The organism is uncultured Sphingomonas sp., assembly GCF_913777625.1.
Taxonomy (GTDB): domain Bacteria; phylum Pseudomonadota; class Alphaproteobacteria; order Sphingomonadales; family Sphingomonadaceae; genus Sphingomonas.
Genome location: NZ_CAJYTI010000027.1, coordinates 83,202 through 95,869, shown reverse-complemented (window position 1 = coordinate 95,869; position 12,668 = coordinate 83,202). Strand labels below are relative to the sequence as shown.

Sequence of the window (12,668 nt, the reverse complement as noted above, 5' to 3'; positions counted from 1 at the left end):
TGACAAACGGACGCCAGCAATGGATCTCGCCCGCCTGCTCACCCCCCGTTCGGTCGCCATCGTCGGCGCATCGGAGAAACCCGGCGCGCTCGGCGCCGCGGTGCTCGCCAACCTCGTCCGCCACGGCTTTGCCGGCGACATCCACCTGATCAACCCCAAGCGCGACACGATCGAAGGGCGGCCCTGCCTCGCCGGAATCGACCAGCTGCCGGAGGGGGTCGACACCGCCATCCTCGCCATTCCCGGCCCCGCCGTGCTCGACGCGATCCGGGCGCTGGCGGCGCGCGGGGTGGGCGCGGCGATCATCTTCTCGGCGGGCTTCGCCGAGGGCGGCGCCGAAGGGCTCGCGGCACAGGCCGAGGTCGCGCGCATCGCCCGCCAGCACGGCATGGTGGTGGAGGGGCCCAACTGCCTGGGCCTGACCAACTATGTCGCAGGCGTGCCGCTCACCTTCGTCGAAATGCCGCCGATCGAGACCCGGGACCGGCCCTGTGTCGGCATCGTCTCGCAATCGGGGGCGATGGCGGCGGTGCTGGGCACCGTGCTGACCGGCAAGCAACTCGGCATCTCGGCCTGGATCTCGACCGGCAACGAGGCCGCCTCGGGCGTCGAGGACTATGTCGCCTGGATGATCGACGAGCCGAACACGCGGGTGATCGCGATGATCGTCGAGCAGTTCCGCAAGCCCGCCCGGTTCCTCGAACTGGCGGCGCGCGCCAGGGCGGCGGGCAAGCCGATCGTGCTGCTCCACCCCGGCACGTCGAGCGCCGCGCGCGAAAGTGCCGCGACGCACACCGGCGCGATGGCGGGCGACTGGGCGCTGATGAAGACCAAGGTCACCCGCGCAGGCGTGGTGGTGGTCGAAAATCTGGAGGAACTGGGCGACGTCGCCGAGATCCTCGCCCGCACGCCGCCGCTGCAGCAGGGCGGGGTGGCGGTGCTCGGGGAATCGGGTGCGTTCAAGGCGCTGACGCTCGATCTCGCCGAGCGGATCGGCCTGCCGCTCCCGCCGATCGGCGGGAAAACCCATGACGCGATCCGCGCGACGCTGCCGGACTTTATCGGCGTCTCCAATCCGATGGACCTGACGGCGCAGGCGCTGGTCGACCCCGACCTATACCGCCGCACGCTGGCGCCGCTGCTCGCCGATCCCGCCTATGCCGCAGTGGTGCTGGGCATCATCCAGACCGATGCCGGTACCTGCGCGCGCAAATTCCCGCCGATCACCGAAGCGGTGCGCGCGCTTGCGCCGACCAAGCCGCTGATCTTCGCCGGGCTGGACGAAGGCGCACCGGTGCCGCCCGAGATGATCGCCGCGCTGCACGCTGAGAAGGTGCCCTATTTCCCGACCGCCGACCGTGCCTGCCGCGCGCTCGCCCGGCTGCTCGATGCCGAGCGGCACCAGGCGGCGAAAGCGATCGCACCGGTGACGCTCGAACTGCCCAGCGGCGTCGTGCCGGAATATCTGGCCAAGCAGGCGCTTGCCCCGCTCGGCATCTCCTTCCCCGCCGGCGGCTTCGCCCAGACGCCCGACGAGGCCGTCGCGATCGCGGAGCGCGTCGGCTACCCGGTCGCGCTCAAGGCGCAGGCCGCCGCGCTCAGCCACAAGAGCGACGCGGGCGGCGTGCTCCTCAACATCGCCGACGAACCGGCGCTGCGGGCCGCCTGGCGCAAGCTTTACGCCAATGTCGCCGCCTATGATGCCGGGCTTGCGCTCGACGGCGCGCTGGTCGAGGCGATGGGCGCACGCGGCGTCGAGCTGATCGTCGGCGCGCGCAACGATCCCGATTGGGGGCCGGTGATCTTGGTCGGCCTGGGCGGGGTCACTGCCGAGCTGATGCGGGACGTGTGCCTGCTCCCGCCCGACCTCACCCGCGACAGCATCGTCGCGGCGCTGCGCCGGCTGAAGGGTGCGGCATTGTTCGACGGCTATCGCGGCAGCCCGGCGGTCGACCTGAACGCAGTCGCGGAGATCGTGCAGACGCTCGGCCGGCTGCTGGCCGGCACGCCTGCCATCCGCGAGATCGACCTCAACCCGGTGATCGCCCGCCCCGACGGCGCGGTGGCGCTCGACGCGCTGATCCTCACCGCCTGATTCCAGAACGAACTGCCAGGAGAGCTTCGATGATCACCAAGGACGGCGTTTCCTACCGCGTCGAGGATCGCATCGCCTGGGTCTATTTCGCCCGACCCGAAAAGCGCAACGCGATGAACCCGACGCTCAACCGGCGCATGGCGGAGGTGTTCGACGAGCTCGAGTTCCGCGACGATGTCGGCGTGCTGGTGCTCGGCGGCGAAGGCAATGCCTGGTCGGCGGGCATGGACCTCAAGGAATATTTCCGCGAGACCGAGGCGCAGGGGCTGGGCGGGATCCGCAAGTCGCAGCGGGAGAGCTATGGCTGGTTCCGCCGGCTGCGCTGGTTCCAGAAGCCGACGATCGCAATGGTCAATGGCTGGTGCTTCGGCGGCGGCTTCGGCCCCCTCTTCGCCTGCGACCTGGCGGTGGCGGCGGACGAGGCGCAGTTCGGCCTCTCCGAGATCAACTGGGGCATCCTGCCCGGCGGCGGCGTGACCAAGGTGGTCGTCGACCTGCTGCCGATGCGCGACGCGATGTGGCTGACGCTGACCGGCGACCTGATCGACGGCAAACAGGCCGCGGCGTGCCGCCTGGTCAACGAGAGCGTGCCGCTCGAACGGCTGGAGGCGCGCGCCCGCGAGATCGCGGAGATCCTGCTCAAGAAGAACCCGGTCGCGCTGAAGTTCGCCAAGGATGCGGTGCGCCGCGTGGGCAACCTCACCTATGACGAGGCCGAGGACTATCTCGTCCGGATGCAGGAAGCGGCCAATTTCCACGACAAGAGCGAGGGCCGCAAGGAAGGCATCCGCCAGTTCATCGACGAGAAGAGCTACAAGCCGGGCCTCGGTGCCTATGACCTTGCGCGCGGCTGAGCGGCGGGCGGGTCCGAGGTCCGGCCGAGCCCCGTGGGTTTCCTTGTCCGGGCGCCATGCGCGGGATAGTTTTGCGGAAAAGAGAAGATGTGCCGCATTGAGTCGCGGCCTGCTTTAGGAGAATGGTCTTGGAACGCACCTTCAAGCTGTTGATCAATGGCGAGGCCGTCGACGGCGCCTCGCAGTTCGACGTGATCAATCCCGCCACCGCCGAGCCCTTCGCGCGCTGCCCCAAGGCGGACGCGGCGCAGCTCAATGCCGCCGTCGCCGCCGCCAAGGCCGCCTTCCCGGCCTGGGCCGCGACACCGATCGAGGAACGTGCCGCCAAGGTGGAAGCCGTCGCCGCAAGGCTGCAGGAGCGGCTGAGCGAATTCGCCAGCCTGCTCACCACCGAACAGGGCAAGCCGCTTGACCAGGCGACCGGCGAAGTGATGGGCACGGTGTTCACGCTGCGCGCCTTCACCCAGATGCGGCCCGAGACCAAGGTACTGCGCGACGAGGGCGGCAACCGCGTCGTCGAGCATCGCACGCCCCTGGGCGTGGTGGCGGCGATCACGCCGTGGAACTTCCCGATGATCCTTGCTGCCAACAAGATCGGGCCGGCGCTGGTCGCCGGCAACACCATGGTGCTCAAGCCCGCGCCGACCACGCCGCTCACCTCGCTGCTGATGGGCGAGATCTTCGCCGAGCTGCTGCCGCCGGGCGTGATCAACATCATCTGCGACCAGAACGATCTGGGCGCGCTGCTCACCGCGCATCCGGACGTCGCCAAGGTGGCCTTCACCGGCTCGACCGCGACCGGCAAGAAGGTGATGGCCAGCGCCGCCGACGGGGTGAAGCGCGTCACGCTAGAGCTGGGCGGCAACGACGCCGCGATCGTGCTCGACGATGTCGAGCCGGCACTCGCTGCCAAAAAGGTGTTCCAGGGCGCGATGTACAATGCCGGGCAGATCTGCGTGGCGGTCAAGCGCGCCTATGTGCCCGAGGGCATGTACGAGGACTTCTGCGCGGAGATCGCCGAACTCGCCCGCAACACCGTGGTCGACGACGGCGCCAAGCAAGGCGCGAAGGTCGGCCCGGTGCAGAACAAGATGCAGTTCGAGAAGGTGAAGGCGCTGATCGAGGACGCCAAGCAGCGCGGCACCGTGCTCGCCGGTGGCGAGCCGCTCGATCGGCCGGGCTATTTCATCGCGCCGACGATCGTCCGCGACCTCGACGACGATGCGCCCCTGGTCCGCGAGGAACAGTTCGGCCCGGTGCTGCCGGTGCTGAAATATCGCGACATCGAGGAGGTGATCGCCCGCGCCAATGACTCGGAATACGGCCTGGGCGGCACGATCTGGGGCCGCGACGTCGCGCGCGCGACCGAGGTGGCGATGAAGATCGACAGCGGTACGGTGTGGGTGAACCAGCACCTCGCCATCGATCCGCGCATTCCGTTCCGCGGATCGAAGCAGTCGGGCCTCGGCGGCGAGCTCGGCCAGGCGGGGCTGCACGAATATACCCAGGCCCATATCGTCAACGCCGTCGAACTGGAGCCGGCCGCCTGAGCGCGGTCGAACATTTCACCACCCAGGCGGTGCCGCTCCAGCGGCGGCACCTCTTCTGGCGCGACATCGTCGCCGAAGCCTTTCCGGGCATGACCGCCATCGCCCCCGAAGGCATCCGCGCCGATCTCGCCCGGTGGCGCCTGGGGCCGGTGGGCCTCGCCCGCGCCCGCAGCGCGCGGGCGCAGGTGCGGCGCGAGAGCAATCGCGACGGGCACCATCTGCTGCTCCACCTCCAGCGCCGCGGGCGGCTGACGATGCTCCACGGCGAAGAGGCCGTGTCCGGCGGGATGGGCGACCTGCTGATCGCCGACGACAGCCGGCCCTATGCGATCGACATTTCGGACGCCAACGAGTGCCTGATCCTCCAGGTGCCCGCCGCCCTGCTCGGCGACGATATCGGCGTCGACGCGCTGCACGGCCGGCTGCTGCCGGGGCAGGATCCGCACGTCGCTTTCCTCAACCACATGCTGCTCGGCCTTTGGGATCAACGGGCGATGCTCGGCGATGTCGACGATGGCGTCGGCGCGCTGCTGGTCGATGCCACCCGCCTGGTCTGCCGCCAGCAGCGCCATGCACCCTTCCTCGCGGCAGGCACGGAGACGCCGGTTGCCTATGCGCTCGGGCATCTCAACGATCCCGAGCTCGGCACCGCGAGCCTGTGCGCGGCGACGGGCCTCAGCCCGCGGGCGGTGCAGAAGGCGTTCCTGCGCGAGACCGGCCTCACCCCTACGGCCTTTGTCACCGATCGTCGGCTCACCCGCGCCGCCGAGCTGCTGGTGGCGGAGCCGGGGCGCAGCGTCACCGACATCGCGTTCGCCCTGGGATTCAACGACGCGGCGTTCTTCAGCCGCTGCTTTCGCCGTCGCTTCGGCACCACGCCGCGCGAATGGCGGTGCCACGGTGCGCATCTGTCCTGATCCCGGTGCGCGCCCGTCCAAGACGGCGCGCGGCGCAGGGGCTAGCCTCCTCCCATAAGCGCCGCAAAGGCGCGTCATCGGGAGAGGAAAATGCGCATTGGTCTCGCCACGGCCCTGCTTGCTTCGGCGGCATGGGCGGCGCCCGTCTGGGCACAAACCACCGAACCGCCGGCCCAGCCGGAGGCCAAGCCGCAGGACAGCGGCGGCATCGCCGAGATCGTCGTCACCGCGCAGAAGCGCGCGGAGAACGTGCAGGACGTGCCGATCGCCATTTCGGCGTTCGGCGCCAACACGCTGCAGGAACGCGCCGTCGGCAGCGTCGCCCAGCTTTCGGCCATCGCCCCCAACGTGAACCTCGATGCCGGCACGCCTTTCTCGGGCTCGCCCGCGGTGCTCTCCGCCTATATCCGCGGCATCGGCTCGGACGACTTCGCCTTCAACATCGATCCCGGCGTCGGCCTCTATCTCGACGGCGTCTATCTCGCCCGCACGGTGGGCGCCAACCAGGACCTGATGGACGTCGCGCGGGTCGAGGTGCTGAAAGGCCCGCAGGGCACGCTGTTCGGCCGCAACACGATCGGCGGCGCGATCTCGATCGTCACCCGCGATCCCGGCAAGGAATTCCGCGTCCAGGGCGACGTGACCACCGGCAGCTACAAGCGGCTTGGCGTGCGCGGCGCGATCGACATCCCGATCACCAGCGAGCTCGGCACGATCCTCAGCTTCGGCGTGCAATCGCGCGACGGCTTCCTGACGCGCATCCCCTATCCGGACCAGCGCGCCAACAACACGCCGTCCTACACCGCCTTCTCCGCCGCCGGGTACGGCAATTCCCCGCGTGAGGGCGGCAACGACAACTGGAACCTGCGCGGCAAGGCCAAATGGTCGAACGGCGGGCCGCTCACCCTCACGCTCTCCGGCGATTACAGCCGCGACAAGGGGACCAGCGCCAACAAGCTGATCGCCACCGCGGAGACGGTGCCGGGCAATTTCGCCGGCACGGCCAACCTGCCCGGCACCGCGTTCGATCCCACCGGCACCACCGGCTTCAACTTCGCCGGGCTCTATAACTTCTGCATCGGCGCGACCTCGGCGCAGATCGCCGCCCGCAACGCCCAGGCGCTGTGCGGCACCTCCGGCACCCAGTTCAACCCCCGCTTCCAGGTGCCGAGCTATGCCGGCGTCAACGTCGACGCCAATCCGAACAACAATCGCCTGCCCTGGGACAGCCGCTATGTCCTCGCGGATCCGGACAAGAGCTACGCCACCGGCAACAGCTTCTCCGACCTCAAGAACTGGGGGTTCTCGGGCGTCATCGACTATGACCTGAGCGACACCATCGCGCTCAAGTCGATCACCGCCTATCGCCAGCTCGACTGGGCCGCCGGGCTCGACGCCGACGGCTCGCCGCTCAATTTCCTCCAGCTGAGCTTCACGATGCGCCAGTGGCAGTTCAGCCAGGAAGTGCAGCTGCTCGGCAAGGCGCTGGACAACAAGCTGAACTATGTCCTCGGCGGCTACTATTTCAAGGAAGCCGGCAACCTTCACGACTACGTGACCTTCGCCGAGGGCCAGGTGCAGGTGGACGGCCCCAACCGGCTGGAGACCGCCAACTATGCCGCGTTCGGCCAGGTCGACTATCGCGCCACCGACTGGCTGGGCCTCACCATCGGCGGGCGCTACACCAACGAGAAGAAGCGCTTCGAGGGCGGCCAGCAGGAGCTGAACGGCTTCAACTACAAGCTGTTCGGCTGCTCCGACGCGAACGGCAACATCACGCCGAACGGCGCCTTCCCGCTGGCACCCGTGACCTGCCAGACTGGGCTCGGCTATCCGGATCCGAGCAATCCGGTGCGCGTCTATGTGCCGGGGGTGAACCGCAAGAAGTTCAGCGACTTCTCGCCCAAGTTCGGCGTGCAGCTCCACCCCAGCGACGCCATCATGGTCTATGGCAGCTGGTCGCGCGGCTACAAGACGGGCGGCTGGACCACCCGCCTCACCAACCCGCAGGGCAATGTCGCGCCCGATTTCAACGAGGAGAAGGCGACCACGGTCGAGGTCGGCGTCAAGTCGACGCTGTTCGACCGCAAGCTCCAGCTCAACGCCGCTGCCTTCACCACCGAATACAAGGACATCCAGCTCAACATCCAGATCGGCACCTCGCCCACCATCGCCAATGCCGGCGACGCGCGGATCCGAGGGTTCGAGCTGGAGGCGATCGCCGCCCCGGTGCGCGGCCTCACGATCAACAGCTCGATCGGCTATATCGACGCCTATTATACCCGCGTTTCCGCCGCCGCCGCAGCCGTGGGCGGGCCGAGCGTGTTCCAGGCCGGCACCGTGGTCGGCGCCCCGCTGCCCAAGACGCCGAGCTGGAAGCTGAACGTCTCGCCCCGCTACGAAACGCGGATCGGCAATGGCGGCTCGGTGATCCTGCTGGCGGACTGGAGCCATGCGAGCAGCGTGTGGAACGATACCCAGCGCACCTATGTGCTCCGGCGCGGCGCGGTCGATCTGGTCAATGCCAGCATCGCCTATCAGGAGCCGGGCGACCATTGGACGCTTACCGTCGGCGGCACCAACCTGACCGACAATCGCTACCTCACCTCCGGCGGCTCGAACATCGCCGACGGCACCTTCTTCGGCACCTATAGCCGACCGCGCGAATGGTATGCGCGCTTCGGCTTCAAGTTCTAACGGGAGCGCATCCATGGACATCCAGGCAGCCGTCACCGAGGCGGCAGGCGGCAGCTTCCGCATCGAGACGCTGCGGATCGATTCGCCGGGGGCCGAGCAGGTCCTGGTGCGGATCGTCGCCTGCGGCGTGTGCCACACCGACATGGTGATGCGCGACGGTGCGCTGCCGGTGCCCTTCCCTGCCGTGTTCGGGCATGAGGGCGCGGGCGTGATCGAGGCCGTGGGGCCGGGCGTGACCGGCCTCGCCCCCGGCGATCATGTGCTGCTGAGCTTCGACAGCTGCGGCGCCTGCCCCGCCTGCCATGACCACCAGCCGGGCTATTGCCCCGAATTCTTCCCCCGCAACTTTCTCGGCGCACTCGCGCCCGACCAGGGGGGCCTCTGGCGTGGGACGGACCGGATCGGCAGCAACATCTTCGGCCAGTCCGCCTTCGCCACCCACGCGCTCGCCCATCCGCGCAACGTGGTGAAGGTGGATGCCGATCTGCCGCTCCACCTGCTCTCCCCGCTCGGCTGCGGCATCCAGACGGGCGCCGGCACGGTGCTGGAGACGCTGAAGGTCGATGCCGGCCAGTCGATTGCGATCTTGGGGGCGGGTGCGGTGGGGCTCGCGGCGGTGATGGCCGCGGCGATTGCCGGCGCCGGCCGGATCGCGCTGCTCGACCGGCACGCGCACCGGCTCGATCTGGGTCGGGAGCTTGGCGCCACCGAGACCGCGACCAGCCTCGACACCCTGACCGGGCCGTTCGACCATGTCGTCGACACGACGGGGGTGCCGGCACTGCTCGGACAGGCGGTCGACCTGCTCGCCGCGCGCGGCACGCTGGCGCTGGTCGGCGCCTACCCTTCCGACCCCAAGCTCGTGATCGACGCCTCGGCGGTGATGAGCCTCGGCCGGCGCATCGTCGGCGTGGTCGAGGGGGGCATCGATCCCCAACGCTTCGTGCCCGAGCTGATCGAGCATTACCGCAACGGCTGGCTCCCGATGGAGAAGCTGGTGCGCACCTATCCGTTCGCCGCCATCGACCAGGCGGTCCACGATTCCGAAACCGGCGCCGTGATCAAGCCGGTGCTGCTGATGGAGCAGAACGCATGACCCCAGCCCAGCCCAGGCCCGACGTTGCCGCCTTCCTCGCCTATCTCGCGGAAAACGCAGCACCACCGCTCTCGACGCTGCCGGTCGAAGCCGCACGACTGGTGATGCGGGCCAACTGCGCGGTCGCCGATCTGCCGCCAGTGCCGCTGGCGCGGGTCCAGGACTGGTCCATTCCCGGCCCTGCCGGGGCGCTCCCGGCACGGCTCTACGACCGCCGGCTCGATCGCATGTCCGGCCCGCTGGTATTGTTCTTCCACGGCGGCGGCTTCGTGATCGGCGATCTGGGCACGCACCACAGCTTCTGCACCTGGCTGGCCGATACGCTGGACCTGCCGGTGCTGTCGGTCGACTATCGGCTGGCGCCCGAGCACCCCTTCCCCGCTGCCGTCGAGGATGCCGAAGCCGCCGCCCGCTGGATCGCGGACGCGCCGGACGTGTTCGGGTTCCAGGTGACCGGCCTGATCCCGTGCGGCGACAGTGCCGGCGGCAACCTCGCGATCGTCACCACGCAGCAGCTTGCCGAGCGCCCGGCGCGGGTGCCCGTCCGGGCATGCTGGGCGCTCTATCCCTATGTCGGCGGCGGCACGGATTGGCCGTCCTACCATGCCTTTGGCGAAGGCTATTTCCTGGCCAGCGGCGACATGGCGTGGTTCGACGAACAATATGGCGCGACGCACGGCGACCCCCGGCACGATTGCCTGCTCGGCGCCATTCCCGCGGTGCCGCTGCTGCTGCACACGGCCGAACTCGATCCCCTCCACGACGCTGCCAACGCCTATGCGGACAGGGTGGAAGCCGCGGGGGTGGCCGTCCAGCGGCTGGAGGCCAACGGCATGATCCACGGCTTCATCCATTTCCGCCAGGCGCTGCCCTCGGCGCAGGCGGACTGCGCCGCCTTCGCCACCGCGGCCAGGGACATGCTGGCTGCCGTCGACGCCTCGTCGGACTATCCGCTGCTGGCCGGCTGATCGCGCCAGATCCAGCGCAGCACGTCCGGCAGGATCGCGCCGCCATCGGCATCGGAATGGCCGCCCGCGGTCCAGCGGAACCCGATATCGTAGCGCGCCCCCGTCTGTCCCTCGGCATCGGCATGCGCGTTCGCCCATTCCAGGCTCTTCAGCATCTGCTGGTTGGCGAGGAACCAGTTGCCATGCTCGTTGTCGAGATCGCCCCGGCCATCCTGCAGGAAGATGCGCAGCGGCCGGATCGGGCGCTTGCGGATCAGGCCGGGATAGATGTCGCCGCCATAGGTACGCGGCGTGCCATCGGGGCCGAAAGTCAGGCCGATCGAGGTGTAGCTGCCGATGAAGCTGAGCACGTTGCCGAACGCCTCCGGATGCCGCCACGCCACGGTGAAGGCGGCGATCGCGCCGCTGGAGGTGCCGCCGATCGCGCGCCGACGGGGATCGGTGGCGAACCGCCAGCGCGCCGCCACTGCGGGGAGCAGTTCGTCCAGCGTCATCCGGGCATAGGCGTCGGACAGCGCGTCATATTCCTGCACCCGATGATCGGGGTTCTGCATGCCGAGCGTGTCCGGATAGCGCTCCGATCGGTTGCCGGGCGTCACGAAGATGCCGAGCGTCGCCGCGATCGCCTTCGCCGCGATCAGCGTGTCGAGCACCGCCGGCACCCGCAGCGATCCGCTCGGGTTGATCGCACGCTGGCCGTCCTGGAACAGCAGCAGGTTCGGTGGCTTGGCGGGGTCATAGCCGGCGGGCAGATAGACCCAGTAGCGCCGCACGGTGCCCGGATAGATCTTGGAATGGAGCTCGAACGGCCCCTCCAGCCGGCTCTGCGCCGCGACTTCGGCCGGCAGCAACAGCGCCACTAGTGCCAGGAATATCGCCCGCATGCATCGCTCTCCCAAGGTTCTGAACGATCTAGCAGAGGCGGCGAGGCTGGTCGCCTCCCCGATGGTCGTACAGCCGTCCGGGAACGCGATCGCCGCTTGAGGGGTTCAGGCGCTTCGTTCCGGCGGGACAACGAGAGGAATGGGGATGCGCGCAACGGTTGTGCTGGCGATACTGCTGTTCGCGCTTGCCGGCTGCTCTGGCAAGCGCGGGAGTGGCGCACCGCCGCACGCCGACGACAGGATCACCGTCCCGCCGGAGCTCTCCACCCTCACCCTGCCGCTCGACGCCGGGCTCAGCGATCTGGCCACGGCGCTGGAACGGGCCGTGCCGCGCCGGCTGTGGGGCATCGACGCACCGGGCCAAACCTGCGTCGCCTCCAAGCGGGTCGACCTCGGCATCGCCACGGTGAAGACGCCCAAGATCAAGTGCCGCATCGTCGGCGAAGTCACCCGCGGCCGGATGACGATCGGCGGCAGCGGCGAGACGATCCAGCTGGCGATGCCGCTCCACGCCGTCGTCCATGCGGAGAATGTCGCCGGCGTCGCCAGCGAAACCGCGACCGCCGACGCCATGGCGCATGCCGTGATCCACCTGTCGCTCGCACCCGACTGGACCCCGCACGGCAAGATCGCGATCGACTATGCCTGGGCCGATGCGCCGCATGTCGATCTGCTCGGCCAGCGTATCGAGTTCACCGACCAGGCCGATCGCAAGCTGGCCCCGATCATTGCCAGGCTCGAGCGCACGCTCCCGCGCGAGCTGCAGAAGCTGGGCGTGCGCAAGAAGATCGACGAGGCATGGCGCTCGGCCTTCACCACCCTGTCGCTCAACCGCGAGGATCCGCCGGTGTGGATGCGGGTGACGCCCAAGCAACTGCGCTATGGCGGCTATGCGATCAACGGCAACCATCTGCAGCTGCGCCTCGGCATGGAGGCACGCACCGAGACCTTCGTCGGTCCGCGCCCGGCCGATCCCACCCCTACCCCGCTGCCGGCGATGCAGCCGCTCACCGGACCGATCGGCAAGGTCTCGCTGTTCCTGCCGGTGATCGCCGATTATCGCGAGCTGGAGCCGGTGCTGATGAAGGCACTGGTCAAGCGCCAGGCCCGGCCGTTCGACGTGCCCGGCGTCGGGCCGGTGCGGGCCAGGTTCGAAAAGGCGACGATCTACGGCACCAAGGGCAAGCAGATGGCCGTGGGCCTGCTGTTCTCGGCCGAGGATGTCGCCGGGCGGATCGGGCGGACGCGGGGTACGGTGTGGCTGACCGCGACGCCGGTGAACCTGCCCAATTCGCGCCGGGTCGACTTCCAGAATCTGGGGGTCAGCGGCACCACCGACATGACCGGCGGCGACCTGATCCTCCAGCTGATGAACGCGCCCGGCATGGGCAGCTTCATTGCCGCCGCGCTTAGCCAGAATTTCGAGCGCGACTATGCCGAGCTGCTCGGCAAGGTAAGCCGTGCGATCGCCAGCCGGCGCGAGGGACCGCTGCGGATCGACGCCCGTATGGACCACACCCGTACCGGCACGCTCCAGGCCTCGGGCCAGGGGCTGTATTTGCCGGTCTGGGCCGAAGGCACCGCGACGGTGCGGCTCGCGCGCTGAG

General features: G+C 69.0%; 9 protein-coding genes. 8 read left to right on the top strand and 1 reads right to left on the bottom strand.

Annotated features, from left to right (window positions below; all coding sequences use genetic code 11):
• The first annotated feature begins 19 nt into the window (after positions 1-19).
• The 7 genes from QZ814_RS14500 (at position 20) to QZ814_RS14470 (ending at position 10,177) form a co-directional block, all read left to right on the top strand.
• Positions 20-2,095, top strand: a complete 2,076-nt coding sequence (locus QZ814_RS14500; protein ID WP_294333514.1) for an acetate--CoA ligase family protein — start codon at positions 20-22, stop codon at positions 2,093-2,095.
• A gap of 29 nt (positions 2,096-2,124) precedes the next feature.
• Complete coding sequence (locus QZ814_RS14495) at positions 2,125-2,949, top strand: p-hydroxycinnamoyl CoA hydratase/lyase (RefSeq protein WP_294333511.1); 825 nt, start codon at positions 2,125-2,127, stop codon at positions 2,947-2,949.
• Between the two features lie 128 nt (positions 2,950-3,077).
• A complete protein-coding gene (locus QZ814_RS14490) occupies positions 3,078-4,499 on the top strand; it encodes an aldehyde dehydrogenase family protein (protein ID WP_294333508.1) in 1,422 nt (473 codons plus the stop codon).
• 29 nt (positions 4,500-4,528) lie between these two features.
• A complete protein-coding gene (locus QZ814_RS14485) occupies positions 4,529-5,416 on the top strand; it encodes an AraC family transcriptional regulator (protein ID WP_294333506.1) in 888 nt (295 codons plus the stop codon).
• A gap of 90 nt (positions 5,417-5,506) precedes the next feature.
• A complete protein-coding gene (locus QZ814_RS14480; RefSeq protein WP_294333504.1) occupies positions 5,507-8,113 on the top strand; it encodes a TonB-dependent receptor in 2,607 nt (868 codons plus the stop codon).
• Between the two features lie 13 nt (positions 8,114-8,126).
• Positions 8,127-9,209, top strand: coding sequence for an NAD(P)-dependent alcohol dehydrogenase (locus tag QZ814_RS14475; RefSeq protein WP_294333502.1), 1,083 nt, complete (start codon positions 8,127-8,129; stop codon positions 9,207-9,209).
• Entirely contained in the window at positions 9,206-10,177 is a 972-nt protein-coding gene (locus tag QZ814_RS14470) for an alpha/beta hydrolase (RefSeq protein WP_294333500.1), read from the top strand. The genes QZ814_RS14475 and QZ814_RS14470 overlap by 4 nt, the downstream gene beginning before the upstream one ends.
• Here the strand turns inward: QZ814_RS14470 and QZ814_RS14465 are convergent.
• Complete coding sequence (locus QZ814_RS14465; protein ID WP_294333499.1) at positions 10,156-11,061, bottom strand: alpha/beta hydrolase-fold protein; 906 nt, start codon at positions 11,059-11,061, stop codon at positions 10,156-10,158. The genes QZ814_RS14470 and QZ814_RS14465 overlap by 22 nt on opposite strands.
• Before the next feature lie 145 nt (positions 11,062-11,206).
• Between QZ814_RS14465 and QZ814_RS14460 the strand changes: the two genes are divergently transcribed.
• Entirely contained in the window at positions 11,207-12,667 is a 1,461-nt protein-coding gene (locus QZ814_RS14460; RefSeq protein ID WP_294333497.1) for a DUF4403 family protein, read from the top strand.
• Position 12,668 lies beyond the last annotated feature (1 nt).

What these genes read in the sequence shown, in the direction of transcription:
- QZ814_RS14500 (WP_294333514.1), top strand. Translation starts at nt 20, where the DNA reads ATGGATCTCGCCCGCCTGCTCACCCCCCGTTCGGTCGCCATCGTCGGC.
- QZ814_RS14495 (WP_294333511.1), top strand. Translation starts at nt 2,125, where the DNA reads ATGATCACCAAGGACGGCGTTTCCTACCGCGTCGAGGATCGCATCGCC.
- QZ814_RS14480 (WP_294333504.1), top strand. Translation starts at nt 5,507, where the DNA reads ATGCGCATTGGTCTCGCCACGGCCCTGCTTGCTTCGGCGGCATGGGCG.
- QZ814_RS14475 (WP_294333502.1), top strand. Translation starts at nt 8,127, where the DNA reads ATGGACATCCAGGCAGCCGTCACCGAGGCGGCAGGCGGCAGCTTCCGC.
- QZ814_RS14470 (WP_294333500.1), top strand. Translation starts at nt 9,206, where the DNA reads ATGACCCCAGCCCAGCCCAGGCCCGACGTTGCCGCCTTCCTCGCCTAT.
- QZ814_RS14465 (WP_294333499.1), bottom strand. Translation starts at nt 11,061, where the DNA reads ATGCGGGCGATATTCCTGGCACTAGTGGCGCTGTTGCTGCCGGCCGAA.
- QZ814_RS14460 (WP_294333497.1), top strand. Translation starts at nt 11,207, where the DNA reads ATGCGCGCAACGGTTGTGCTGGCGATACTGCTGTTCGCGCTTGCCGGC.